26 protein-coding genes and 1 tRNA gene are annotated in these 25534 nt (G+C 64.8%); 13 read left to right on the top strand and 14 right to left on the bottom strand.

What is annotated here, in order from left to right; genetic code table 11:
- Nucleotides 1–575: 575 nt before the first annotated feature.
- From ACNI3R_RS18105 to ACNI3R_RS18085, 5 genes are all read right to left on the bottom strand, one after another.
- A complete protein-coding gene (locus ACNI3R_RS18105) occupies nt 576–1373 on the bottom strand; it encodes a DNA adenine methylase (protein ID WP_426185919.1) in 798 nt (265 codons plus the stop codon).
- 42 nt (nt 1374–1415) lie between these two features.
- On the bottom strand, nt 1416–2582 hold the full coding sequence (locus ACNI3R_RS18100) for a DGQHR domain-containing protein (protein ID WP_426185917.1): 1167 nt from the start codon (nt 2580–2582) through the stop codon (nt 1416–1418).
- Complete coding sequence (locus ACNI3R_RS18095) at nt 2579–3163, bottom strand: hypothetical protein (protein ID WP_426185916.1); 585 nt, start codon at nt 3161–3163, stop codon at nt 2579–2581. The genes ACNI3R_RS18100 and ACNI3R_RS18095 overlap by 4 nt, the downstream gene beginning before the upstream one ends.
- A gap of 460 nt (nt 3164–3623) precedes the next feature.
- A complete protein-coding gene (locus ACNI3R_RS18090) occupies nt 3624–5366 on the bottom strand; it encodes an N-acyl-D-amino-acid deacylase family protein (RefSeq protein WP_426185914.1) in 1743 nt (580 codons plus the stop codon).
- 154 nt (nt 5367–5520) lie between these two features.
- Nucleotides 5521–6834, bottom strand: a complete 1314-nt coding sequence (locus ACNI3R_RS18085; RefSeq protein WP_426185912.1) for an NADH:flavin oxidoreductase/NADH oxidase family protein — start codon at nt 6832–6834, stop codon at nt 5521–5523.
- 116 nt (nt 6835–6950) lie between these two features.
- On the opposite strand from ACNI3R_RS18085, the gene ACNI3R_RS18080 reads away from it, so the two are divergent.
- Entirely contained in the window at nt 6951–8690 is a 1740-nt protein-coding gene (locus ACNI3R_RS18080; protein WP_426185910.1) for a hypothetical protein, read from the top strand.
- 6 nt (nt 8691–8696) lie between these two features.
- Here ACNI3R_RS18080 and ACNI3R_RS18075 read toward each other — a convergent pair.
- The 5 genes from ACNI3R_RS18075 to ACNI3R_RS18055 all read right to left on the bottom strand — a co-directional run bounded on the left by ACNI3R_RS18075 (nt 8697) and on the right by ACNI3R_RS18055 (nt 11195).
- A tRNA-Arg gene (locus tag ACNI3R_RS18075) sits at nt 8697–8773 on the bottom strand.
- 55 nt (nt 8774–8828) lie between these two features.
- Nucleotides 8829–9329, bottom strand: coding sequence for a DUF1178 family protein (locus tag ACNI3R_RS18070; protein ID WP_426185908.1), 501 nt, complete (start codon nt 9327–9329; stop codon nt 8829–8831).
- A complete protein-coding gene (locus ACNI3R_RS18065; protein WP_426185906.1) occupies nt 9326–10153 on the bottom strand; it encodes a carbon-nitrogen hydrolase family protein in 828 nt (275 codons plus the stop codon). The genes ACNI3R_RS18070 and ACNI3R_RS18065 overlap by 4 nt, the downstream gene beginning before the upstream one ends.
- The gene (gene grxC, locus ACNI3R_RS18060) at nt 10153–10410 is read right to left on the bottom strand and encodes a glutaredoxin 3 (protein WP_426185904.1); all 258 of its coding nucleotides are present in this window, start codon (nt 10408–10410) and stop codon (nt 10153–10155) included. The genes ACNI3R_RS18065 and grxC overlap by 1 nt, the downstream gene beginning before the upstream one ends.
- Before the next feature lie 50 nt (nt 10411–10460).
- On the bottom strand, nt 10461–11195 hold the full coding sequence (locus tag ACNI3R_RS18055; protein WP_426185929.1) for a double zinc ribbon domain-containing protein: 735 nt from the start codon (nt 11193–11195) through the stop codon (nt 10461–10463).
- 85 nt (nt 11196–11280) lie between these two features.
- On the opposite strand from ACNI3R_RS18055, the gene ACNI3R_RS18050 reads away from it, so the two are divergent.
- From ACNI3R_RS18050 to ACNI3R_RS18040, 3 genes are all read left to right on the top strand, one after another.
- Nucleotides 11281–12147 carry a class I SAM-dependent methyltransferase gene (locus tag ACNI3R_RS18050; protein ID WP_426185902.1) on the top strand — a complete coding sequence of 289 codons (867 nt, stop codon included), beginning with the start codon at nt 11281–11283 and terminating at the stop codon, nt 12145–12147.
- 193 nt (nt 12148–12340) lie between these two features.
- Nucleotides 12341–13882, top strand: a complete 1542-nt coding sequence (locus ACNI3R_RS18045) for a 2-isopropylmalate synthase (RefSeq protein WP_426185900.1) — start codon at nt 12341–12343, stop codon at nt 13880–13882.
- An 82-nt stretch (nt 13883–13964) separates the two neighbouring features.
- On the top strand, nt 13965–14900 hold the full coding sequence (locus ACNI3R_RS18040; RefSeq protein ID WP_426185898.1) for a DMT family transporter: 936 nt from the start codon (nt 13965–13967) through the stop codon (nt 14898–14900).
- 120 nt (nt 14901–15020) lie between these two features.
- On the opposite strand, the gene ACNI3R_RS18035 is transcribed toward ACNI3R_RS18040, so the two are convergent.
- A complete protein-coding gene (locus ACNI3R_RS18035) occupies nt 15021–15779 on the bottom strand; it encodes a molybdopterin-dependent oxidoreductase (RefSeq protein ID WP_426185896.1) in 759 nt (252 codons plus the stop codon).
- Nucleotides 15776–16609 carry a cytochrome b/b6 domain-containing protein gene (locus tag ACNI3R_RS18030; protein ID WP_426185894.1) on the bottom strand — a complete coding sequence of 278 codons (834 nt, stop codon included), beginning with the start codon at nt 16607–16609 and terminating at the stop codon, nt 15776–15778. Before ACNI3R_RS18030 ends, ACNI3R_RS18035 begins: the two co-directional genes overlap by 4 nt.
- 151 nt (nt 16610–16760) lie before the next feature.
- Here ACNI3R_RS18030 and ACNI3R_RS18025 point away from each other — a divergent pair, with 151 nt between their 5' ends.
- Nucleotides 16761–17075: a PilZ domain-containing protein gene (locus ACNI3R_RS18025; RefSeq protein WP_426185892.1), complete on the top strand. Its 315-nt coding sequence runs from the start codon at nt 16761–16763 to the stop codon at nt 17073–17075.
- Between the two features lie 8 nt (nt 17076–17083).
- On the opposite strand, the gene hrcA is transcribed toward ACNI3R_RS18025, so the two are convergent.
- Nucleotides 17084–18103 carry a heat-inducible transcriptional repressor HrcA gene (gene hrcA, locus ACNI3R_RS18020; RefSeq protein ID WP_426185927.1) on the bottom strand — a complete coding sequence of 340 codons (1020 nt, stop codon included), beginning with the start codon at nt 18101–18103 and terminating at the stop codon, nt 17084–17086.
- Nucleotides 18104–18223: 120 nt separating this feature from the next.
- Here hrcA and rph point away from each other — a divergent pair, with 120 nt between their 5' ends.
- From rph to hemW, 3 genes are read left to right on the top strand one after another with little or no spacing between them, the layout of a single operon-like run.
- On the top strand, nt 18224–18940 hold the full coding sequence (gene rph, locus ACNI3R_RS18015; protein WP_426185890.1) for a ribonuclease PH: 717 nt from the start codon (nt 18224–18226) through the stop codon (nt 18938–18940).
- On the top strand, nt 18937–19575 hold the full coding sequence (gene rdgB / locus ACNI3R_RS18010; protein ID WP_426185888.1) for an RdgB/HAM1 family non-canonical purine NTP pyrophosphatase: 639 nt from the start codon (nt 18937–18939) through the stop codon (nt 19573–19575). Before rph ends, rdgB begins: the two co-directional genes overlap by 4 nt.
- A 31-nt stretch (nt 19576–19606) precedes the next feature.
- A complete protein-coding gene (hemW, locus tag ACNI3R_RS18005; protein WP_426185926.1) occupies nt 19607–20758 on the top strand; it encodes a radical SAM family heme chaperone HemW in 1152 nt (383 codons plus the stop codon).
- Between the two features lie 276 nt (nt 20759–21034).
- On the opposite strand, the gene ACNI3R_RS18000 is transcribed toward hemW, so the two are convergent.
- A complete protein-coding gene (locus ACNI3R_RS18000; RefSeq protein ID WP_426185886.1) occupies nt 21035–22219 on the bottom strand; it encodes a penicillin-binding protein activator in 1185 nt (394 codons plus the stop codon).
- Nucleotides 22220–22231: 12 nt separating this feature from the next.
- Between ACNI3R_RS18000 and rsmI the strand changes: the two genes are divergently transcribed.
- The 5 genes from rsmI to ACNI3R_RS17975 all read left to right on the top strand — a co-directional run bounded on the left by rsmI (nt 22232) and on the right by ACNI3R_RS17975 (nt 25532).
- Nucleotides 22232–23116 (top strand): 16S rRNA (cytidine(1402)-2'-O)-methyltransferase, encoded by an 885-nt coding sequence (gene rsmI, locus ACNI3R_RS17995; RefSeq protein WP_426185884.1) that lies wholly within the window; start codon nt 22232–22234, stop codon nt 23114–23116.
- A 48-nt stretch (nt 23117–23164) separates the two neighbouring features.
- Nucleotides 23165–23536 (top strand): hypothetical protein, encoded by a 372-nt coding sequence (locus ACNI3R_RS17990; protein ID WP_426185882.1) that lies wholly within the window; start codon nt 23165–23167, stop codon nt 23534–23536.
- A complete protein-coding gene (locus tag ACNI3R_RS17985; RefSeq protein WP_426185925.1) occupies nt 23536–23892 on the top strand; it encodes a YraN family protein in 357 nt (118 codons plus the stop codon). The genes ACNI3R_RS17990 and ACNI3R_RS17985 overlap by 1 nt, the downstream gene beginning before the upstream one ends.
- A 67-nt stretch (nt 23893–23959) precedes the next feature.
- Complete coding sequence (gshB, locus tag ACNI3R_RS17980) at nt 23960–24913, top strand: glutathione synthase (RefSeq protein ID WP_426185880.1); 954 nt, start codon at nt 23960–23962, stop codon at nt 24911–24913.
- Nucleotides 24914–24932: 19 nt separating this feature from the next.
- Nucleotides 24933–25532: a DedA family protein gene (locus ACNI3R_RS17975; protein WP_426185878.1), complete on the top strand. Its 600-nt coding sequence runs from the start codon at nt 24933–24935 to the stop codon at nt 25530–25532.
- Nucleotides 25533–25534 lie beyond the last annotated feature (2 nt).

Below are 25534 nucleotides of genomic sequence, written 5' to 3'. Positions count from 1 at the left end.
GTACCAACACGAGCGATCTTACATCGCTTGTCCGCAAATATGATTTCTGGTGGTGATGTTTCGTCGGTGCGAAAGCCGGAAAAGTCGAACATTTTATCTTGAGCCCGGACGGGCGTTGGAAAAGCCAATAACGCGCCCGCCAGGACACTCGCCCAGAATGCGTTTCTCATGTCGCCCCCTACCTCGCTCCCGGCTGGTGTCGGGTGGTTCGTAACGTGCGAGCACGGGGCAGAACGCCCCACGTATTTACCCGTGGGTCTATTGTATTTCGTGGGCCGCCCGACAGAGCGGACCCGTGCTTAGCAAGTCATGTGCATCACCTGAGGCTTACGAGACCTGAGGAGACATCGAGTAAGATAGTGGGCGCTTCCAACATTGTCACGCCGGAAGTCGCGCGGCGGCGGCTGGCAACGTTAATGACGAACGGCTATTTCAGTGAAGATCCTAGCCGGTTAGCCGCCAACGTAGCTGGATCGTGCTCGAAATACCGATTCCGTTGCTCACTGAAGGTTCGGCATCGACGTGAGCTTATCGCGATGGGAATGCGCGCGCGGCTCTGGCTTAACGTCACCAGCTTATGAGACGAAGAACAACGCCTCAGTGGTTTGCCCTCGCCTGTTCGCGTCGCCAGCAAGCACGCTAGACCTTCGAAGCTGCCTATATTCGCAAATGCCACTATAGAGCGCACGCACGCTCTCGTGATCTGCGTTAGTAACGGCAACAGCGGCTCCCCGAGTTATCGCAGCAGCCACGCAGTCCCGCAGCCGTATCTGGTCAGCCCAACTAAAGATGCGTTCGTTGTACTTTAGAAACCCATTCAAATTATGCTGCACGGTATACGGCGGATCGATAAATATAAAATCGCCTACCCCCGTAGTTTCGATCGTCGTTTCAAAATCGCAGCACATCAAATTCGCGCCTCGCAACGCCTCCGACGCCACCTCGAAAGTCTCATCTGCAAACAAAACGGTAGTTTTTGTTCCGATCGGAACGTTAAATTCACCGCGTAGATTTACCCGGTACAAGCCATTCCAGCAGGTTCGATTGAGATAAAGCGTCCTCGCGGCTCTCTCAATCTGAGAGCATGGTACGGCGGCGCGAGTGCTATAATAGTAGTCCGTAGAGTGCTGTTGCTGATGCGCTGCCATCAACCTCCGGAGCGCCTCAGGTTGGTCACGAACGACGGCATATAGCTCGATCAATTCAGCATTAATATCGGACAGAATGGCGGTGGCGGGCTTGAGATGAAAAAACATCGCGCCTCCGCCCAGAAACGGCTCGACATAGCGCACATATTCGCGCGGCACGGGTAGCTCGCCCGAAGCAGCGAGCCATCGTTTGCCGCCTGCCCATTTCAAAAAGGGATCAGTCATCCTTATTCCGGCAATGTGCAGCAGCAGACCATTTGAGCGAGATCAAAGCGTTTCCTCGCCTCGCAGAACGCGAACCAATCTGGCTTCTCCAGATGTTCCGGGACCGAAATTTTCTATTGTGAAATCTGTGTCCTTCAGTGGCACTCGGCTAAGTGCTCGCTCATAGAAGCGTTGTGGTGAGGGAATATCCCCCGGTTCGGCAACCTGTAAATAGGCTTTACGGAAGAACCGCATGAGCGCTCGAAATCCGTTGGTTCGGTTAAGCACATATCCGCGACCGCGCTCATCCCATGCTGTCGGCCACTTCTGACGAACTGCTAGAAAATAATTGTTCACAATCTTTGCAATCTCGATGTCTTGATCTTTGATAAAGAGGTTTCGGAGCGGCATTTTATAGAGGTCGTCGTCAACTGCCATTGAGAGCTTGTTGCCGCGCAGCAGCTTATCCCGATCTAATTTCGGATCTTTGCTAATATAGCCGATTAGTGCTTCGACGAATGTAGCCTGAGTGACGGGCTCGAAAAATCGTCCCTCGGTTGCAATTCCAAGCCGCTTGATGCGTTTATACAGAGGCGAAGTAGCATCCCCATCCAGTGCGACAGCGATGTTGTGGCATGTCTTTTGTGGGCTACGCGAATGCGCCAGTTCATAGAGATCATAAACGAGACTCTTATTTACCTTCGTTTGCTCCAAATTTACCGTTGCAAATATTTGGGCTTGGTCGGCAATATCCGCCCCGACAAAAAGGGTAACGGACAGATCGAAGGTGTCCGCCTCGCCCTTAAACCCTTGAAGGCCAGCGATGCGGTGCTGCCCATCCAAAACGCGCGCAATTTGCCCAAGGTTGATGCTGGGGACTGACTCTCCCGTGCGACAGTTTGAGACGGTCATCCGGTTTGTCGTGTCATCGAATGACACATAACCCTCAGTGAGAGCCAGAATGATTGACGTCGGGAAGGAGGCATCTTTGAAATTGACGTAGGTGTTTAGCTGGCCGACACGCTTCTCATCCAACGGTCGCTGAATGCCGAGGTAACGTTCGAAATCACGCTCGTCGCGTAATACTCTTCGAACATCAAAATAAGTAATCTTCTGCAACTGCTTATGCGGAATCGCTCCAACAAAGATGTCGCCAATCGGCTGGCGGGCTCGGATGCATGGAAAATCGAACGTGATTGCGTCAGGATCTACGGGCAGATCAGCAGTCATTTCTGCGCCTCCCAATCAGCCGCGAACGATCTTTCCTGCTCCGACATGGTCCGCGCAATGCTATCAAAGCCATTGCGATATGACATGGCGCAAAAGAGGATCAGCGTAGAGAGACAGAAAGTGAACCATGATAAACTGATAACACCATCATAGTTGATCAACTTCGATATCTCGCTCGACTGGAAAAATGGGTTTCGTAAAACTAAAAAGGCGAAGCTCGAAACGAGGCAAATCGCGACACAGGCGAAAATAAATCCTGCGCCGTAAGGGAATTTAATCGAGTATCTTAGCAGACGATTTCCAGCGCCTCCCACAGGTGATTTTTCACCGTAGTTCTTAGATATGATGTAGCCGAGAGGCCCAACGAGCGCGGTAGAAAACAAAAACAACTCGCCGGTTCTGATCGCATCGTATCCCGTGACGGGCTTGAGAAAAAATACACCGCTGAGCAATGGCAGAAACCACAGTGGCATCGTTGAGAAGAGGGTCGCGAGAAGCACCTCGACGAAAGCTTCCCGGCGATCCTCGGCCGAGCAGTCTGATAATCGCCCCATAAATGGCAGCGCTCGTAGCAAACGCATCACCCCCGCCTTCACCCCGCATTGTTTCGGTTCCCGCCTGCTCCGTTGACCACGCAGCGCTGGATGGGTCAAGCAGACATAGGTCCACGGCGGTGCGAAAGCCAAAGACATAAGGAGATCGGTGTTCGCGACACCCCCATGGTTAAGCCATCGACAGGCGACAGAAGGTGTTGTGAGTCAGCGTCCCGTTCACTGCAACGCAACTTGACTGTTTTGCTGTCAATAGCTAACCGATTGAAAGATAAGGCGTGGGCTGGACTTGGTTTTGCTCGGATATCCGCAGAAAACTGCGAAAATCCGATGCTTCCCAAGCTTACGACGATGGTTCGATTCCCTTCACCCGCTCCACGGCTTCTACTCCCCTTCGACGACAGAAAAATGCGCGCCGGACATGTGCCCGACGCGCATTGTTCCATTTCTTCACTCCCCGGCAGGCTTCGACCCGCCGGGGAGCGCAGTCTCATTCCGCCGCCTGGGCCAGCGCCTCGACCTCGGGGCCGATGAACTCGCCAGGGAAGTGGCCGGCGAAGGCGCCGCGGTCGAAGGTGGGGATGCCGTTGACCATGGTCAGGCGCATCGGCGCGGGCTGGCGGGTGTAGCGGTAGGTGGTGCCGCCCTCCCCGTCCGGCACGTCCCACGCCTTCTCGTCGGGGCGGCGCTCGATCTCGGCGAGGTCGAACACGACGATGTCGGCCTTCTTGCCCACCTTCAGCGTGCCGCGATCGGGAAGGTTGAAGTGGCGGGCGATGCGGCCGCTCAGATATTCGATGCCCTGCTCGATCGTCAGCTGCTTGCGGTCGCGGACATAGCGGGTGAGGAACAGGACATTGTCGCCCACGCCGCAGAACATCTGCCCATGCGCGCCGGAGTCGCACAGATTGCCCAGCGCCTGCGGGTCGGTCAGCAGCTTGTCGAGCGCTTCCTCATTATTGGGGAAGTCGGCGGTCTTGATGATCGAGTCGGTGCCGTTGTCGAGCAGCCAGTCGGCCAGCGCGTCCGACGGATGGTCGATGCCGTTGGCGTCCATATAGTCGCGCAGCGTGCCGGTGATCGGGCCGACGCCGGTGGCGCTTTCCATGAAGAAGATGTCCTCGGGCCGGCCGATCGGCGAGATCGGGAAGGTCTGCGCCCAGGATTCGCGCGCCCGCGCCCGCCATTCGGGGCTTTCGAGCAGCGCGATCTTCGCCTCTTCGCCCTTGGTCTGGACGACCTCGCTCCACACATAATTGTTCGACTGGGCGAACAGCAGCGAGGAGTTGAAGCTGACGATCGTGGTCGGCGAGATCACGTGGAAGCCCGGCCACACATCATTGCCCTCCGCCTTGTTGCGCGCGTGGAGCGCCTCGGCGCCCTCGATCGCAAAGGACTGGAAGGCGAGCGTCGGCACGCTGCCGGCGATCTGCAGGCGGATGCCGTGCTTCTTGGCGAGCGCGCTCATCCGTTCCGAATTCTGGAGGCCGTCGAGGCGCATGAAGAAGTCGACCACGACCTGGACCAGCGCCCCCGGATGGCGGGCGACGACGGCGAACAGCGCGTCGAACTCGGCATCGTCGGCCTTGCGCGTCGGGATCGGGCGATCATGCTTGTCATGGTCAAGCAGATTGGTCGACATGCCGATCGCGCCGGCGGACAGCGCATCCTCCAGCAGGACGCACATCTGCTCGATCTCGGCCGGGGTCGCCGTGCGATCCCAGGCTTCGAGGCCCATGACGGCCAGGCGGATCGCGATATGCCCGACGAAGGCGCCGAAATTGACCGGGGTCTTCACATGCTTGACGACCGACCTCTTATACTCGCTCCAGGTCTTCCAGTCCCAGGGCAGCATATCGCGGAACGGCTTTTCGGGGATGTCCTCGAAGAAGGAGAAGATGTCGATCATCTCCTGCCGCACCGCCGGATCGTCGTGCACCGGCGCGGCGGCGAAACCGCAATTGCCGTTGATCGAGGTGGTGACGCCATAGCCCGGCATCGGATCGAGCGTGGGCATCCACCACATCGGCGCGTCATAATGGTTATGCGCCTCGATGAAGCCGGGGGTGACATAGCAGCCGGTGGCGTCGATCACGCGCTCGCGCCGCTCGGGTTCGATATTCGGCTCGATCGCGACGATCTGCGACCCGCGCACGCGCACATCGGCCTTGTAGGCGGGCGCGCCGGTGCCGTCGACGACAGTGCCGTTCTTGATCAGATATTTGTCCTGCATGGCTCTCTCTCCCAACCGATAGGGGACGATTTTCGTTCGCCCTTCGCCGTCCAGTGATAGGCCCAAGGGCAGAGGCCGCCATCCGCGCCGCTGGCGAAAGGCTCATCAAATGAGCCTTTCCCGTCGCCCCAATGAGCCCGATGGGGCAGTCAGCCTATGCCTTGCGCGCCGCCATCCACGCCGCCGCGTCGCGCTCCACCTGCCGCAGCGCGGCAAAGACCGACAAAGCGGGCTCGATTCGCCCTTTGCGGCCGAGCTGGTCGATCTGGCCATAATACCAGAACTGCACCGCGAAACCGGCGATGCCGTCGACCAGCTTGATCGCGCGCAGCCAGTTCAGCCAGCGCGGCAGCAGCGACAATCGGTTTTCATAACGGGGGACGGCATCAGCGCCGGCAAGCAACGCGCGACAGGCATCGGGCGCTCCGCACAGCGGACGCGCGAGTCCGATCAGGTCGGCCGCGCCCGTGGCCAGCGCATGGTCCATCGCCGCCCGGCTGCGGAAGCCGCCCGTCACCAGCAGCGGCATCGTCCCGACCTCGGCCTTCATCGCCTTGGCGAAGTCGACGAAATAGGCTTCGCGCGCCGCCGTCGACGGGGGGACGCCGCGCGGCTCCTCGCGTTCGCCGATCCCGTCGAGGTCCATCATCGCCGGCTGTTCATAGGAGCCGCCCGATATCTCGAGCAGGTCGACGCCTTCCCGCTCCAGCCAGCGCGCGACGCTCAGGCTTTCCTCGAAGGCGAAGCCGCCACGCTGGAAATCGGCCGAGTTGAGCTTGACCGAGATCGGAAAGTCGGGGCCGACCGCCGCGCGCACCCGCCGCACGCTGTCGAGCAGAAAGCGCGCGCGGTTTTCGAGACTGCCGCCCCAGCGGTCGGTGCGGAGATTGGCGAGCGGGCTCAGAAATTGCGAGATCAGATAGCCATGGGCGGCGTGGAGCTGGACGCCGGTAAAACCGGCGTCGCGGGCGACCATCGCGGCGGTGGCAAAGCGGCCGATCAGATCCGCAATCTCCTCCTCGCTCAAGGGCACCGGCGTGGCGAAGCGTCCGCCGGGGACGCGCAGCGCGACGGCCGAGGGCGCTTTGGGGGCGGGATTGACGCTCTTCTGGGTCTGTCGGCCGGCGTGGCTGATCTGCATCCACAGGCCGTTTCCGCCCTCGGTCCCCGCCTCCGCCCAGGCTTCGTAACGCCCCATCGTCTCACGGTCGGGCAAGCGATCGAGGATGACGTTGCCCGGCCGTTCGAGATGGTCGCGGTCGATCATCACATTGCCGGTCAGCAGCAGCCCCGCCCCGCCCTGCGACCAGACGCGATAGAGCCGGGCGAGATCGTCGGTCGGCGCGCCCTGCGGAGTCGCCAGCCCTTCGGTCATCGCCGCCTTGACAAGCCGGTTGGGGAGCACCGCACCGCAAGGCAGACGCAGCGACTGCGCGATCGGCATCCTGTCCGGCGTCATGTCGCTCATTCCCATCTCCCCAAGTCCGAACCCCGGCTTACGGCCACTGTCGCGATTTTCATCCGCGGCTCAACCGCAATTTCGGTAAGCTGGTTCCTTTTTTATCGCGCGGCTATGGAAGGGCGATGCTGCTCGACCTCGTCCTGCGGATCGTCCGGTGGTTCGGGCGTCGGCTCCTGCTCTACGCCTTGCTCGTGGCGGCGATCGGCTTTGCCGCGATCGCGCTTCCCTGGCTTCGCGAGCAGGCGGAGGGCGACCGCACCGCGCGCCTCCACCATGCCGCCCTGCTCGACGCCCGCCGAACGCTCCAGCCCCGCCTCGATGGCGCGGCGGCCGAGGTTTCCACGCGGGTCGAACAGGCGCGGCGCGGCGGGCTGGACGCGATCGACCGGCAGATCGCCGAAACCGACGCCCGCAAGCAGGCGCTCGACCAGCGCATCGCGGCAAGCCCCTCGACGCTGATCCTCGCCGCACAGGGTGGCGACGCGCTGCTGCAGGCCAAGCGCGCCGAGTTCGACCGCCTCCTCGCCGAACAGGAACTGGCAGGCCTGCGCACGGCGCGGGCTGCCTTGCTCGCCGATCGCGACAGGATCGCCGCGACGGTCGACCTTCAGGCGCAGACGGCAGCGCTGCGGCAGGCGCAGGCCCGCTGCGATCGGGCGCAGGCGGCACGCCGGGCCTATGAAGCGCGCTGGCGGTGGCGCTGGCGGTCCTGGTTCGACACTGACGAGCATCGCGCACTGGTCCGCGCCGCCGACGGTGCCTGCGCCGATGCGCAACGGCGGCAGGCCCTGATCGAAGCGCGGCAGAAAGCCATCCGTGCGGCCCAGGCGGCCCGTGACGGGCTGTCCCGCGCGGCAGACGATATTGCCGGGGGCACGAACGAAAAGACCCGCATCTGGGCTGCGGACTTCGATACCGAACTGGCCGCTGCCCGCGCGACATGGGCCGCGAGCTGGAGCGAGCGCCTGCATCTCTGGGCCGCTCGGCTCCATCTCGACCGCATCCTGATCGCCGCCGGCTGGGCACTGCTGGCGATCATCCTGACGCCCTATGCGATCCGCCTGGTCTTCTTCTTCCTGTTCGCGCCCTATGCCGAGCGGCGGCGCTCGATCCTGCTCCGCAACCCTTCAGGCGGCCCGGATGGCCAGATCGCCATTCCCATGCCTGCCGCCTCGACGACCTCGGTCACGATCCGCCTCGGCCCCGATGAGGACCTGCTCGTGCGGCAGGACTATCTGCAATCGGCATCGGTCGAAGGGGTCAAGACGACGCACTGGCTGCTCGACTGGCGGCATCCGCTGTCGAGCCTCGTCACGGGCCTGTGCTTCCTCACCCGCATCACCGGCGCCGATGCGCGCACCACCGTCTCGGCCGTGCATGATCCACTGGCCGAGGTGACGATCCTCGATCTGCCCGAGGGGGCGGGCTGCGTGCTGCAGCCCCGCGCGCTGGCGGCGGTGGCGCATCCCGCCGGGCGGCCGCTGCGGATCACCAGCCATTGGCGCCTCTTTTCGCTGGCCGCATGGCTCACCTTGCAGCTGCGTTATCTCCAGTTCCACGGTCCCGGCCGACTGATCCTCAAAGGCCGTCGCGGAATCCGGGCGGAACAGGCTGAAAAGGGACGGATTTTTGGGCAGTCCCAGCTGGTCGGATTTTCCGCCGATCTGCGCTATTCGGTCGCGAGGACCGAGACCTTCTGGCCCTATTTTCTTGGCCGGGAAGCCTTGTTCAAAGACAGGGTCGAAGGCGGCAGCGGCCTCCTGATCGTCGAGGAAGCCCCGCTCGCGGCTCATCCAGGCGGACGCCCGCGCCACGGTCTGGAGGGCGCAGCCGATGCCGCGCTCAAGCTCGTCGGGCTTTAGGATGGGTGGTGACCCCGGCGCGATTCGAACGCGCGACCTTCTGCTTAGGAGGCAGACGCTCTATCCTGCTGAGCTACGGAGTCCCGAAGAGGGCTCATAGCGAGCGGCTCGCGCCGGGTCCAGAGCAGGCGCAGCCGCTCAGTTCTCGCTGCCGGGCGGTCGGACCGGCAGAGGCAGCGGCGCGACCGCTATTCCTTCGTCGAGCAGCGCCCTGGCTTCCTCAATGCTCGTCTGGCCATGGATCGGGCGACTGTCCTCCTCGCCCAGATGCATCGCCCGGGCCCGATCGGCAAAACCCTTGCCCACATATTCGGAGCCTTCGAGGATCTTCGCCTGGATCTCGGCGATCCTGGCGACCATCTCCTTGAACTGCTCCGGCGCCGGCAGATTGGCGCCGGCGGGCACGACAGCGCCGCCGGGAGCCGCCGTCGGAACCATGGCCCGGCTATCGGCGTCGGACCGGCGATTCCCCTTGGGCGCCACGTTGGGCGCCATCACGGCCTTCTCGACCTCGGACGATCCGCAATAGGGGCAGGACACCAGCCCTCTCGCCTTCTGATCTTCGTAATCGGTCGAGGATCCGAACCAGATTTCGAAGACATGCCCGGCGGGACGGCAGGCGAGATCGAACACGATCATGCGCAGGTCTCCACCGCGCCGATCGGGCGGCGATGGCGCAACGCCGGCACCCGAGCACGCACATCGGCAAGACGCGCGAGATCGATATCGGCGAAACCAACCCCCTCCTCGTCGCCCATGTCGAGCAGCACCTCGCCCCAGGGGTCGACGACCAGCGAATGGCCGAAGGTGGCGCGGCCATCCTCATGCCCTCCGCATTGCCCGGCCGCGACGACGAAGGCCCCCGCCTCGACCGCCCGCGCGCGGAGCAGGACGTGCCAATGCGCCTTGCCCGTCGGGACGGTGAAGGCCGCGGGAACCGAGAGCAGTTCGGCGCCCGCATCGCTCAACGCCCGATAGAGATCGGGGAAGCGCATGTCGTAGCAGATCGAGAGACCAATCCGCGCCCAGGGCGTAGTCGCTATCACGCTGCGTTCGCCGGGGGCATAAGCGGCCGATTCCCGCCAGCTTTCGCCAGTCGGCAGGTCGACATCGAACAGGTGAATCTTGTCGTAGCGCGCGCGGATCGCGCCTTCATCGTCGATCACGAAGCCACGATTGACGAGGCGGCCGTCGCTCCCGCCCTTCAGCGCGAGCGAACCCAGGTGAACCCATAGGCCATGTTCGCGCGCGGCATCGCGCACCGCCGCCAGCACCCGGTCGTCCGCCTCTGCGCACAGATGCGGGGCCGCGCGCTTGCGGTCCTGGTCGAGCAGGCCCGACATTTCGGGGGTGAAGAGCATGTCCGCCCCGCCCGCCTTCGCCTCGGCCATCGCGGCCACGAGCCGCGCGGCGTTGGCAGCGGGATCGATCCCGGTGCGGCTCTGGAAGACCGCAGCCCGCATCAGCCGGCGAGCAGCGGGTCGAGCTTGCCCGCCCGGTCGAGCGCGTGAATGTCGTCACAACCGCCGACATGGGCGCCGTCGATAAAGATCTGCGGCACGGTCGAACCGCCCTTGGCGCGCTCGAGCATCTCGGTCCGCTTGGGGCCGCCCATGCTGATGTCATATTCCTCATACGCAACGCCCTTGCTTTCCAGCAGCGACTTGGCGCGCGCGCAATAGGGGCAGAACGCCTTGGTGTAGATCTCGACCTTTGCCATTTGCCTCAATATCCTTGTTTCGCCCGAGATGTTGTCGCCGGGCCGGAATGTCAACGCGCGGGATCGTCGTCGCGCACCACGCGCGCCCAGCAGAGCAGTTCGACGCGCGACGCCCCGGCCTTCTTCAGCACGCGCGCGCAGGCATCGGCGGTCGCGCCGGTGGTGTAGACATCGTCGATCAGCAGGACCTTCTGGCCTTTGACCCGGCCACGGTCACGCACGGCGAAAGCCCCGCGCACCGTCTTGGCCCGCGCCACCGGCCCCTGGCCGCGCAGCGGCGGCGTCGCCCGGACGCGCTCGATCAGATCGAGCGCCAGCGTCTGCCGCCCATCCTCGGCCAGCGCGCGGGCGATCAGCGCCGACTGGTTATAGCCCCGGCTCCAGATGCGCCACCGGTGGAGCGGGACCGGTGCGATCAGCCAGCCCTCCCCCGCCGGCAGAAGGCGCCGCATCTGGATCGCCACCGTCCGGGCGATCCCCGGTCGCCGGCCATATTTCAGCTTCAGCGCCAGTGCCCGTGCGATCGGACCGTAGATCACCGCCGCACGCATCGCGTCATAGGCGGGTGGATCGGCGAGACAGGCGCCGCATTCGGAACCCATGCCGGGATCGATCTCGAAGGGCTCGCCACAGCGTGCGCATTGCGGGGGGCCGAGGAAGCGCATGGCCGTCCAGCAATCGAGGCAGAATTGATGCGGGCCGGCCGCGATCGTGCCACAGCCCGGACAGCGGGGCGGCAGCGCGAAGCGGAGCGCGACGTCGACCAGTCCCGCCATCGCTCGCATCACCACCATTGCCGCCCTTTGCGCATCTGGCTTGCCCCCTTTGCCTGCTTGTCACGCACCCCGCGCGGCGGCACAAGCGCGCACCATGGACCAGCCCGAGATTTTCGACCGCCGCATGCGCCGCATGCGCCGCGACCGCGCCGCGCCGGATTTCGCGGCGCATGATTTTCTGATCGAACATATGGCGGACGAACTGGCGGAACGGCTGGCGATGGTGACGCGCGCCTTCGACCGGGTGCTGCTGCTCGGCAGCCATGACGGCAGGCTGCTCGATCGCTTCGCCGCTCCCGGCCGGCGCGTGTTTGCAGCTGATCCCGGCTTCGCCTTTGCGCGAGCCAGCGGCGGGGTGCAGTGCGATGAAGACCGCCTCCCCTTCGCCGATGGCAGCTTCGACCTGGTGGTGGCGCTCGGCACGCTCGACAGCGTCAACGATCTTCCGGGCGCCCTCGCCCTGATCCGGCGCGTGCTGCGGCCGGACGGGCTCTTTCTGGGCGCCTTCCTCGGAGCGGGCAGCCTGGCCTGGCTGCGCGGTGCGCTGATGGAGGCCGATGAGGCCGCAGCCGGCGGCATCGCGCCGCGCATCCACCCGCAGGTGGATGTGCGCTCGGCAGGCGATCTCCTCTCCCGCGCCGGTTTCGCGCTCCAGGTCGCGGACGGCGAGCGGCTCGACGTCGGCTATGGCGATCCGCTGCGCCTGATGCGCGACCTGCGCGGCATGGCAGGCACCAACATCCTGCTGTCGCGCTCCCGCCATTTGTCGGGCGGCCGGACCTGGCTCGCCAAGCTGTTCGATGCCTTCCAGCAGGCCGCCGGCCCCGAAGGTCGGATCCGGGAAAGCTTCGAGATCGTCTATCTGTCGGGCTGGGCGCCCGACCCCGGCCAGCCCAAGCCCGCCCGCCGGGGCAGCGCCACAGCATCGCTCGCCGATGCGCTGCGCCAGACCAACGCCTGACAAAGCTATGGACTTCCGTCGGGTGCTCCGTGTATGAGGCCCGCCATATGACGCGGTTCAGCGCCCTTCTCCTGCTTCGACTTACGCGCCCTTAGGCGCGCGATTTCGCTTGGGATCAACCGGTCCTGCAAGCCACGGCGTCTAAGGGTCGGACCTTCACCCAAAATGACAACCCTGCACAGGAGCAGGTACCGTGACCAAGACCATCAAGATTTTCGACACCACCTTGCGCGACGGCGAGCAGTCTCCCGGCTGTTCGATGAACCTCGAGGAAAAGCTGCAGGTCGCAGCCCAGCTCGAGACGCTGGGCGTCGACATCATCGAGGCGGGCTTCGCGATCGCCTCGCCCGGTGATTTCGAGGCGGTTTCGGAAGTCGCGAGGCAGTGCAAGAAGGCGACCGTCGCCAGCCTTGCCCGCGCCGCGCAGGCCGATATCGAGCGCGCCTGGGAAGCCGTCCAGCATGCCGTCGCCCCGCGCATCCACACCTTCATCGCGACCTCGCCGCTGCACATGCGGGTCAAGCTGAACAAGTCGCCCGAGGAAGTATTGGAGGCGATCGATCGCACCGTGCGGATGGCGCGCAACCTGTGCCCCGACGTCGAATGGTCGGCCGAGGATGCGACCCGGTCCGAGCCGGACTTCCTGGCGCGCGCGATCGAGGTCGCCATCGCGGCGGGTGCGCGGACGATCAACCTGCCCGACACGGTGGGCTATGGCACGCCCGAGACCTATGGCGCGATGTTCCGCGACATGATCAACCGCGTGCCCAACGCCGACCTCGCGGTCTTCTCGACCCATTGCCACAACGACCTGGGCCTCGCCGTGGCGAACACGCTGGCGGCCGTGATGGCGGGCGCCGGACAGGTCGAATCGACGATCAACGGCATCGGCGAGCGCGCCGGCAATGCCGCCGTCGAGGAAATCGCGATGGCGCTGCGCGTGCGCCAGGACGTGATGCCTTATGCTACGAACATCGTGGCGAACGAGATCACGCGGTCCTCGCGACTGATCTCGGGCATCACCGGCTTCCAGGTGCAGCCGAACAAGGCGATCGTCGGCGCCAACGCCTTCGCGCATGAAAGCGGCATCCACCAGGATGGCATGATCAAGGACAGCTCGACCTACGAGATCATGACGCCGGAAAGCGTCGGCCTGACCCACAGCAATCTGGTGATGGGCAAGCATTCGGGCCGCGCCGCCTTCCGCCAGAAGCTCGAGGAACTGGGCTACACGCTGGGCGACAATGCCTTCCAGGACGCTTTCGGCCGGTTCAAGCAGCTCGCCGACGCCAAGAAGGCGGTCTATGACGAAGACATCGTCGCGCTGGTCGATGACGAGGTTCTGCGCGGCCACGATGCGATCCAGGTCAAGGAGGTCGAGGTCTATTGCGGGTCGAACGGCCCGCAGCGTGCGATCCTGACGCTGGACGTCGATGGCGAGGAAAAGACCGTCACCTCGCGCGGCAACGGCCCGGTCGATGCGCTGTTCAACGCGATCCGCCTGATCGTCCCGCACGACAGCTCGGTGCTCGAACGCTACGAAGTCCATGCCGTGACCGGGGGCACCGATGCACAGGCCGAGGTCTCGGTGCTGCTCTCGGAGAATGGCCGCACGACCCGCGGCCGCGGCGCGCATCAGGATACGATGGTTGCCTCGGTCCGCGCCTATGTGAACGCGCTCAACAAGATGATGGTCAAGCGCGGCCGCGCGCCGGTCGACGCCAAGGTCGGCTGAGCCAGACCTGATCGACGGGGACGGTCGCGCCGATATCGCAGGCCGCCGTCCCCACCCTTCGCTTTCGAAGAAGGCCCGGATCATGAACATTCCCGCCGAACATGGCGTTCGCTGGCGGCTGATCGGCTTCGCGCTGTCGGCGGTCGGATCGCTGCTGTTCGCGCTCAAGGGCATCCTGATCAAGCTGATCTACGTGTACGGCATCGACACCACAGCCTTGCTGGCGATCCGGATGGGCCTGTCACTTCCCGTGTTCATGGGCGTCGGATTGTTCGAGTGGTTCCGCCGGGGCCCGACGGATCGCCCCGACGGAAAGTCGATCGCCTTGGCCGCCGCAATCGGCGTGCTCGGCTATCATTGCTCGTCCTGGCTCGACTTCGAGGGATTACAGACGCTCGAAGCCCAGACCGAGCGGCTGATTCTGTTCACCTACCCCTTTCTCGTCATCATCTTCGGCCGGATGATCTTCGGCCATCGGCTGCGCGCGCACGCCCTCGGTGGCGCGGGACTCGCTTATGCCGGGCTCGCGGTCATGTTCGGTGCGGAGCCCGCGCGATTGAGCCCGTCGATGCTTACCGGCGCAACGTTCGTCTTCGGAGCCGCAGCGACCTTCGCGCTCTATCAGTTGTTCGCGCGCGAACTGATCCTGCGCTGCGGCCCCGCGCTGTTCACCGCGATCGCGATGAGCGCGGCGTCGGTCTCGCTGATCGCGCAATTCCTGCTCACGCGCGATTTCGGCGATCTGGTCGCGCCCGCGCCGGCGTGGCGGCTGATGATCGCGCTTGCCATCTTCTCGACCGTCGTGCCGACCTTCCTGATGTCCGCCGGCACTGCACGGATCGGTGCGCAGGGCACGGCCATCATCTCTACCGTCAGTCCCCTGCTCACAATCATCCTCGCCGTCGCCATCCTTGCCGAGCCTTTCGGCTGGCCCGAAGCCGTCGGCACATTGCTGGTGATCGGCGGCACCGGGCTGTTCACCCTGATAGAGACGCGCAGCCAGCGCCGCGCGCGTTGACGGGATTGCGCATTCCCACCTTCCGCGAGATCCTCGCCGTGCTCGACGGAGCCCGATCATGTCCCTTTCAAGTTCGGCTATATCAGGCCCGGAACGGCTCCGGATGCAGGGGCCGGCGCTCTATATTCCGGCATACCAGGCATAATCATGATGGTCTTCCCAGTAGCCGCCTTTTCCGAGACCATATTCACTCAGGCTCGCAACCGCCTCGATATGCTCGACATATTTTGCATGCTTGTAGCCCAGCTGGCGCTCGACGCGCAGCCTCACCGGGGCGCCATTGCCGACCGGCAGCAGCGCGCCGTTCAGCCCCCAGGCCATGATCGTCTGGGGATGGAAGGCGTCGATCAGGTCGATGCTCTCATAATAGGGCATCGCGCCATAACGGTCGGCGCAGCGGAAGATCAGATAGCGGGCGCTGGTCCTCAGACCGGCCATGTCGAGCAGAAGCTTCAGCGGAACCCCGGTCCACTGCCCGATCGCGCTCCAGCCCTCGACACAGTCATGACGGGTGATCTGGGTCCGGGCCGGCATCGCACGGATCTGCGCCATCGACAGCGACAAGGGACGCTGCACCAGCCCGCCGACGCTGAGCTTCCAGTCGGCGAACCCTGCCAGACGATGCGCTTCATAGGCTGCGCCGGCGGGCTGATAGGTCCCGTTAGACCGGAACAGCGGAGACAGATCGGCAGCCGAGAATTCGGGTGCTAGCGCGTCGCGGCCCGCAAGGATCCGCTGCGAGCGCATGGTCAGACCTTCGGCGGACTTCAACGCCGACCGCACCGACGGCAGCGCGTTGATCTTGTCGCACCCGCTCAGGAGAAGGCCGCCCGTGCCTGCTGCCATGGCGCCCAAAAGGCGGCGTCGGCTGATGCTCATCCCTTGTCCTCCGGCAGACGGTACCAGCCGGTGATCATCGACCGGACCTCGTTGATCGGCCCCGCCAGTATCACCATCGCGATATGGACGAGGAAGAACAGAACCAGCCCCGCCGCGCTGAGAAAATGGATCGACCGGGCCGACTGCCGTCCGCCGAACAGGTCGAGCAACCACGGCCAGGCCGCATTCATCGCGGGGGACATCGTCAGTCCCGTCAGAATAATCAGAGGCAATAATATAGCGATTACCGACAGATAGGCCGCCTTCTGAAGAATCCCATAGCGCTTTGCCGCCTCGCCTGTCGCAAAGCGCAGCCTGGCATGGGCGACGATATCGGACCAGATATGCCGCAGCTCAAGCTCGTCACGCTTGGGCAGCAAGTCCTTCCGGAAATGGCCGTTGACGATGCTCGCGGCGAAGAACAGTAGCGCCGATCCGACGAGGACCCAGGCAAAGAAGAAATGCCATATCCGGGCGTCGGCGAGACTGTAGCTCGTCGGGATGGTCGCCCAGCCGGGAAAGGCGCGCCGGCGCTCTATGCCCTTGGCGTCGGTCCACAGGCCCAGCACGCCGGTCGTCTCGTACCGCTCCTTGCCGAGTACGAGCAATCCCTTGTCACCGCGCGATCCGATCTGCAGCCAGGCCTTGTCGCTGTTCGCGCCATAATCGCCCCAATAAAGACGCGGGTGCGCGTTGAAGATCATCAGGCCGCTCATCAGCATGATCAGCATGGCGACGGCATTGGTCCAGTGCCACAGGCGCGTCGGCCAGCGATGCCGCTTGATCCACTGCGCACTAGGGTCACCTGAAGTCGCAATCGATCGCGTCACGGAGACTGTGTCTTCAGCGCTCGTCATTCGGCGGACTCGCTCCGGAATTCCACGGATAAGGCAGCGTACACCGTTTCGTTTAGCGATTCATTAGGGATGATAGGGCAATGTGCCCATCCGGACATAACGGGACAAGGATATGCGGACGGCGATGGCTTCCGTGAGCGAACAGCAACAGGCGGACGTACGGCGCTTCGGCCGGCACCGGATCATGCTGGCCGCCAATGTCTATTCGGTTCATGGCGAGCTCAACTGCGTCCTGCTCGACGTCTCCCAGGGGGGCGCGATGCTCAGTGCGACCCCACCCCTGCCGGTTGGCTGCCGCCTTCTTCTCGAGCGCCACGCCTTCGAGGTTCCCGGCGTGGTGCGCTGGGTGGAAGGCAATCGCTTCGGAATCCAGTTCGAGGAAATGCTCTCCGAAGATGTCGTTCTGGGACTCGTGTCCAAGGGCACCCAGCAGGACTGAGCCCCGCTTCAGGCCAGCATCCTCGTCAGCGCCTGCGCGGTGAAATCGACCATCGGCACGATACGGGCATAGTTCAGCCGGGTCGGCCCGATCACCCCGACCACGCCCAGCACGCGGCCGTCGCCGCCGCGATAGGGCGCTGCGATCACCGACGATCCCGACAGCGAGAACAGCTTGTTCTCCGATCCGATGAAGATCTTGATCCCCTGCCCGCCGCGCGCGCTGTCGAGCAGGCGGGCAATCTCTTCCTTGCCCTCGATCTCGTCGAGCAACTGCCGCACCCGCTCCAGATCGTCGGCGGTCGACGGATCGATGAGATTGGCCTGCCCGCGCACGATCAGCACCGGCCGGGCGCTGCCATCCTGAGACCACACGGCGAGCCCCTGCGTGACGAGCGAGGCCGCCGCAGCGTCCAGCGCCGCCCTGCCCCGTGCCAGTTCCGCCTCGATCCGCGCCCGCGCTTCGGCCAACGACAATCCCGCGAGGCGATCGCTGATAAAATTGCCGGCTTCGACCAGTGCCGAAGGGGGAACGCCCGGCGGCAGATCGACGACGCGGTTCTCGACACTGCCGTCCTGCCCGACCAGTACGGCCACAGCCTGCTCACGCGACAGCGGCACGAAACTGAATTGCCGCAGGACCATCTCGCGCGGCGGCACCAGCACGATGCCTGCACAGGCAGAAAGGCCGGACAAAATGGCGCTGGTCTGGGCCAGAGCTTCCTCGATCGGGCCACCCCGTGCGGCGCGGGCCTCGATCGCGGCACGCTCGTCGGCGGACGGCTCGGCGGTTTGCATCATGCCGTCGACGAACAACCGCAGCCCGGTTTGCGTCGGCATGCGTCCCGCTGACGTGTGTGGCGCCGCCAGCAACCCAAGTTCTTCCAGATCCTGCATGACGTTGCGGATCGAGGCCGGCGACAGGTTGAGACCGGCCAATTTGGAGATCGTCCGCGAGCCCACCGGCTGCCCGTTGCCGAGATAGCTCTCCACCACCACGCGAAACACCTCGCGCGCACGGATCGACATTTCGGACAGGGGTACGGCGCTCACGATCCGAAGATAGGGAATGGATGCCCGCCGCTCAACAGGCTTCCAACTTTCCCGCACCGCGCCTAAGGGGGCGGCACATAGCAAGAAGGAATTCCCATGCGCCCATCCGGCCGCACGCCCGATCAGATGCGGGCCATCAGCATCGAAACCGGCTTCACCGTTCACGCAGAAGGCGCCTGCCTGATCAGCTTCGGCGACACGCGCGTGCTCGTCACCGCCTCGGTCGAGGAGAAGGTTCCGCCCTTCCTTCGCGGCAAGGGCCAGGGCTGGGTCACCGCCGAATATGGCATGCTGCCCCGCGCAACGCACACGCGCGGCAGCCGTGAGGCCGCCAAGGGCAAGCAGTCCGGTCGCACGCAGGAAATCCAGCGTCTGATCGGCCGCTCGCTGCGCGCGGTGGTCGACATGGAAAAGCTCGGCGAGCGCCAGATCGTGATCGACTGCGACGTCATCCAGGCCGATGGCGGCACCCGCACCGCGTCGATCTCGGGCGGCTGGGTCGCGCTGCGCATCGCGGTCGACAAGCTCCTCGCCTCGGGCGCTCTCACCGAGGATCCGATCACGGCGCAGGTCGCAGCGGTGTCCTGCGGCATCCATCAGGGCACGCCGGTGCTCGATCTCGATTATATCGAGGATTCGAACGCCCATGCCGACGCCAATTTCGTGCTGCTCGACAATGGCAATATCGCCGAGGCGCAGGCAACCGCAGAGGGCGCTACCTATGATGAGGAGGCGCTGCTGCGCCTGCTCCGTCTGGCGCGCATCGGTTGCGGCGAGATTTTCGCCGCGCAGCGCAAGGCGACCGGCCGGTGACCGCTGCGGCCGACATCGTCCACCGCAAGCTGGCGCCGGGCAAGCTGGTGATCGCCAGCCACAACAAGGGCAAGCTGCGCGAGATCGCCGAACTGCTCGCGCCGTTCGGGATCGAGACAGTGTCGGCCGGCGCGCTGGGCGTGCCCGAACCCGAAGAGACGGGCACCACCTTCATCGCCAATGCCGAGCTCAAGGCGCGCTTCTCGGCCGACCTCACCGGGCTCCCGGCGCTGGCCGACGATAGCGGCCTGTGCGTCGAGGCGCTGGGCGGCGAGCCGGGAATCTTCTCGGCGCGCTGGGCCGAGCGCGAGGATGGCAGCCGCGATTTCGGCGAAGCCATGCGGCGCGTCCACGAACGCCTCGAGGAACAGGGCCCCGAAGCGGGCCGCGACGCCCATTTCGTCTGCGCGCTGTCTCTCGCCTGGCCCGACGGCCATGTCGAAAGCTTCGAAGGCCGTGTCGATGGTCTTCTCGTCTGGCCGCCGCGCGGTGACAATGGCTTCGGCTATGACGCGATGTTCCAGCCGCTGGGCCATGAGATCAGCTTCGGCGAGATGGACCCGGCAGACAAGCACGCGATGAGCCACCGCGCCGATGCCTTCGCCAAGCTGGTCGCGGCGGTCTTCCAGCCGTGATGCGAGCGCGGTGACAGACCGGCTCCGGCCGATGGAGACGGGCGAGAGCGATCTCGCCCTCTACATTCACTGGCCCTTCTGCGTTTCCAAATGCCCCTATTGCGATTTCAACAGCCATGTCCGGTCGCATGTCGACCAGGACGAGTGGCGCGAGGCGTTGCTCGCCGACCTCGCACATGAAGCAGCCCTGCTTCCCGGTCGCCGCCTGACATCGATCTTCTTCGGCGGAGGGACACCGTCGCTGATGCCGCCCGCGACGGTCGCCGCGCTGATCGAGGCGGCTGCCGGTCATTGGGCGGTCGCCCCCGGCCTGGAGATCACCCTCGAAGCCAACCCCTCCTCTGTCGAGGCCGCGCGCTTCGGTGATCTATCGGCAGCGGGGGTCAACCGGGTCTCGCTCGGCCTGCAGGCGCTGGACGACCAGACACTCGCCTGGCTGGGACGCGCCCATGGCGTCGCCGAAAGCCTCAAGGCGCTTTCGACCGCCCAGTCGGATTTCGACCGGGTCAGCATCGACCTGATCTATGCCCGTCCGGAGCAGAGCCTCGATGATTGGCTCGCGGAGCTCGAACAGGCGCTCGCCTTCGGAACCGAGCATGTCTCGCTCTACCAGCTCACGATCGAGCCCGGCACGCAATTCGCGACGCGGTTCGCGCGCGGCGAACTGGTACCGCTCGATCCCGATGCCGCCGCGCTTCAGTTCGAAGCGACGCGGGCGCGGATGGCCGTCGCCGGTCTGCCTGCCTATGAAACTTCGAACCATGCCCGGCCCGGTGCCGAGAGCCGGCACAATCTGACCTATTGGCGCTACGGAAATTATGCCGGGATCGGCCCCGGGGCGCATGGGCGCCGCGACGGGATCGCTACGGCCCGGCGCAAAAAGCCGGAGAACTGGCTGCGGCGGGTCGGCGAGATCGGCCATGGCATCGAGGTGGAAGACAGGCTGCGCGGGCGCGAACGCGCGCAGGAGGCGCTGATCATGGGGCTGCGCCTGGTCGAGGGCGTCGATCTCTCCCGCATCGCCCGCCTCTCCGGTCTATCGGTCGAGGCACTTGTCGACGAGCGCGCCGTCGCCCGGCTTGACCGCCAGGGGCTGGTTACCCTGAACGGCGGGCAGTTGCGCGTGACCGACGCGGGCGCGCTCCTGCTCGACGGCATATTGGCCGAAATCGTCATCGCCTGATTGCACAAAACGCAACTGCGGTAACTTGTTACGAAATTGCGTCGAATCGATGACGCGCATAGAGCGCGCTGCATCGCACAATCGCATGTGCGAGATAACAAAACATATTCGCAGGAAAAGAAAAATGCGCTATTTTGAAGGTGCTACCACTGCGCTCCTCGCGATCGCAGCACAGGCGCTCGCGATCGGTGTGGTCGTCGCGCTCTGAATGCAGGACGGCGGCGGACGATGCCCAGCATCTCCGCCGCCTTCAGCATCCAACCGTCCTTACTCTCATTACTCCTTGAAGCTGCCCGGAGCCGGCGAAACGGTCTTCACGCCAGCAGGGCTCGCTTCGCCCACTTCCAGCGCCCGTTCGGCCACGCCGTTCATCCCAAAACGGAACGCTCCGTCGACACCGACGAAACCGTCCTTGTCGCGCAATGCGCCCACGGGGAACTTCGAGCCGACCTTCCAGTCGCCCGCGATCTTCACGACCAGCAGCATCGAATCATAGCCAAGGCTGGCCAGCCGGAACGGCGCCTTGCCGAACTGGCGACGATAGGCCGTCGCGAGCTGGCGATAGCGCGCGTCCGAGACGCTGGCGAACCAGGCCCCCGACAGCGCCGGTGCGGTCAGCGCCGATTGCTCGGCCGCCCACAACTCGGTGCCCAATATCTTCGCCTTGGCAGGCGAGACCTTCCGCAGCATCGGCACCGCGCCCGCCGCCAGACGCGCATTGTCCGCGACGAGAACCGCATCCCATTCCTGCTGGGTCCGCCCGAGATCCGCCACCGCCTTCTGCAGCGAAGCGCCGGTGCGTTCATAGCTTTTCATCGCGACGAGATTGCCATCGGCGCTCTCGACCGAATGGATGATCGCGGTGGAGGCGTTGCGTCCATATTGCCCGGTCGGGATCAGCGCAGCGAAGCGTTGCAAGCCCTTGGACCGGGCAAAGCGGATGACCCGGTCGATCGACTGGGTCGGCGAGAAGCCCATCACAAACACGCCATTGCCGGCAACCGCGACATCGTTCGAATAGGAAATCACCGCGATGCCCGCCTTGCGCGCCGCCGGGGCGACCGCGGCCGCATCCTCGGACAGGAGCGGTCCCAGGAACAGGACATTGCCGTCCGCGATCGCGCGATTGGCCGCGGCCACCGCGCCGCCGGCGGTGTCATAGGTGGTCATCCGCACCGATTTGTTGCCGGTGTCGATCAGCGCCATCGTCGCGGCATTGGCGATCGACTGCCCGACCGCCGCATTGGCGCCGCTTAGCGGCACCAGCAGGGCAACCCGGTGCCGGGCGCTGTCCTGCGGGACGTCGCTACCGTCCTCCTTCTCCACCGGGACCGGCGTGGCCGGGCCCGGCCGGCCCTTCGGGACCATGCCCTGGCAGCCCGCCAGCAGAGCGGCCAGTCCGAGCACCGCTCCCTTGAGCCATGCATGTCCAGCTTGCCTATATGCAACAGCCTCTGCCATCAGTTCCGCCTTATGAGCCAGTTTGTCGAAACGGACGCGACCGATGCCCAGGCATCCGAAGCACCCCTCCCCCCAGGCCTGTATATCGTGGCCACCCCGATCGGCAACTTGGGCGACCTGTCCCCGCGCGCCGCATCGATCCTATCGCGCGTCGAAGCGATTGCGGTGGAGGACAGCCGGGTCACCGCCAAGCTGCTCCACCATCTCGGCATCAAACGACCGATGACCCCCTATCACGACCATAATGCCGACAAGGTTCGCCCCGGACTGGTCGAGCGAATGGCCCATGCGCCGGTTGCGCTGGTCTCCGACGCGGGCACGCCGCTGATCTCGGACCCCGGTTACAAGCTGGTCCGCGACGCGCGCGCTGCGGGCATCGCGGTCACCACTATCCCCGGCCCCTGCGCCGCCGTCGCAGCGCTGACGCTCGCCGGCCTTCCCACCGACCGCTTCTTCTTCCTCGGATTCCTGCCGTCCAAGGAAAAGGCCCGCGCCGAGGCGATCGAAGAGGTGGCCGCCATCCGCGCGACGCTGATTCTCTACGAATCGGGCCCGCGCCTCGGCGCGAGCCTCGCCGCCTTGGCCAAAGGACTGGGCGACCGCGAAGCTGCCGTCGTCCGCGAAATCAGCAAGCGATTCGAGGAGAGCGTTGCCGCCCCTTTGTCGGTGCTGGCCGAACGCTATGCCGAATCCGGCCCCAAGGGCGAGATCGTGATCGTGGTCGGCCCGCCCGGCCCGGCGCCTGCCGCCACCCAGGACGATGCCGAAGCCCTGCTCCGTACCGCCCTCCAGCACCTCCCCGCCGCCAAAGCCGCCGGCGAAGTCGCCCGCGCAACCGGCCTCAACCGCCGCGACCTCTACACAAGGGCGATGGCGATGAAGGACGAGGGGGAGTGAGGAGGCAGGCGGCTATCGATTAAATAGGTATATTGAAGAGAGGAAGGCATGCCGATTCAAATTACTTTTCATGGCCTGCCAATTGCTCCGGGCTTATCACCAGCGGATACGATTCAGGATCTTCTCGCGATCGCTGCGCTCACACTCGCCATTATGTCCTTCCGTGCTCGAAATAATGCTGTTTCGGTGGCTCGACAGATCAAAGGTGAGGATAGTCGCTGGCTTGGCGATAGCCGCTTCAACTTTCCGCGAGTTTCGTTTGTGGACCCTGCCATCAACCTTCTTTGGGGTAAGATCGTGGATTTACCGGAGCCGCTACAGGCGGCGATCCCAAAGTGGCGGAGACTGACGAACAGAACTTTTGTTGTAACGCTCGCGTTGGCCGCCGTCATGATCTGGAGAAACGAGGCTGGCTTTTGATTGAACGGAGGCACCAACAAGCAGAGCGGCAAGGCCGTCGCGGCGAGATACTGGCTGCTTGGTGGCTCAGACTGCACGGCTGGCGTATCGTGGGTCAACGCGTGAAAACAGGTCGCGGCGAGGTCGATCTCATCGCTCGCCGCAGCCGCACCCTCGCCTTCGTCGAGGTCAAGACGCGCGGGACGCAGGAGGCGCTGGACCTTGCGATCGACGAGCAGCGGCTGCGGCGGGTGGTCGATGCCGCCCATGCCCTCCTCCCCCGCTATGGCCGAGGCGCCGAGGAGGTGCGGATCGACGTCATCCTGCTGCGCCCCTGGCGGCTGCCGGTCCATCTGCGCAACGTCTGGCATGGCTGACGCCGGGCGGGGGTAGCGGAACGACCTGCGAAGCCCTAGATGAGCGGCGCAACCTACGGAGCCCGCCATGACCCTCAACGTCGCCGTCCAGATGGACCCGCTGGAGACGATCAACATCGCGGGCGATTCCACCTTCGCGATCATGCTCGGCGCGCTCGAGCGTGGCCACAAGCTCTGGCATTATCAGGCGGGCGACCTCTGCTATCGCGACGGGCGGGTGATGGCGCCGGCGCGGCAGATCCTGAAGCTGCAGCGGGTCGCCGGCGATCATTTCGCTGTCGGCGAAATCGAGGTCATCGACTTGGCCGACGATGTCGACGTCGTCCTGATGCGGCAGGACCCGCCGTTCGACCTCGCTTACATCACCGCGACGCATCTGCTCGAGCGGATCCAGCACAAGACGCTGGTGGTCAACGACCCCGCCTCGGTGCGCAACGCCCCCGAAAAGCTGTTCGTGCTCGATTATGCGCGCTTCATGCCACCGACGATGATCACCCGCCGACTGGAGGATGCGCGCGCCTTTCATGCCGAGCATGGCGAGGTAGTGGTCAAGCCGCTCTACGGCAATGCCGGGTCGGCGGTGTTCCATGTCGGCCGCAACGACGCCAATCTCGCCGCGCTGACCGAATTGTTCGGGCAGGTGTGGCGCGAACCCTTCATGGTGCAGGCCTTCCTTCCCGACGTGTCGAAGGGCGACAAGCGGATCGTGCTGGTCGACGGCAAGGTCTCCGGCGCGATCAACCGCCTGCCGAAGGCGGGGGAGATCCGGTCGAATCTGGCGGCCGGGGGTCGCGCCGATGCGACCGAACTGACCCCGCGTGAGGAGGAAATCTGCGCAGCACTCGGCCCCGACCTTGCCGCACGCGGTCTGATCTTCGTCGGGATCGACGTGATCGCCGGGCACCTGACCGAGATCAACGTGACATCCCCCACCGGGATCGTCGCGATCGACCGCTTCAACGGCACCGACACGCCTGCGCTGATCTGGGACGCGATCGAAGCCCGCCTGCGCGCCCGCTGACCCGCCAGAAAAGGCCCGAATGAGCGACTGGATACAGCGGCTGATAGCCGATGGCGGCTATGTCGGCCTGTTCCTGTTGATGCTGGCGGAGACGGTGTTCCCGCCCCTCCCGTCCGAAGTGATCATGTCGATGGCCGGGCTGCAGGCGGCGAAGGGTGTCCTCTCGCTGCCCGGCGCCATCCTGTCCGGTTCGGCCGGCGCGATGCTCGGCAATCTTCTCTGGTATCTGGCCGCCAGATGGCTCGGCATGGAGCGATTTCGGCCGCTGATCGAGCGCCATGGCCGCTGGCTGACGCTCGACTGGACCGAGGTCGAGCGCGCCGAGCGCTGGTTTTCGCAGCATGGCTATCTCGTCGTGTTCGTCGGGCGGATGACGCCGACCCTCCGGTCGCTGATCTCGGTGCCCGCCGGCCTGCTGCGCATGCCGATATTGCCCTTCGTCGCCTGGTCCGCGCTCGGCACGATCGGCTGGTCGGCAATGCTCGCACTCGGCGGCTGGCTGCTCGGCACCCGCTTTTCCGAGATGGAGGTCTGGCTCGATTCGGCCGCCACCCTCGCCCTGGCGCTGATGGCCGGCCTGTATCTGTGGCGCCTCGCCCGCGGGCGACGCCCGAACTGAGG

This window comes from Rhizorhabdus antheiae, from assembly GCF_049889055.1.
Taxonomy (GTDB): Bacteria; Pseudomonadota; Alphaproteobacteria; order Sphingomonadales; family Sphingomonadaceae; genus Rhizorhabdus.
This window is presented reverse-complemented; position numbering and strand designations above follow the sequence as displayed.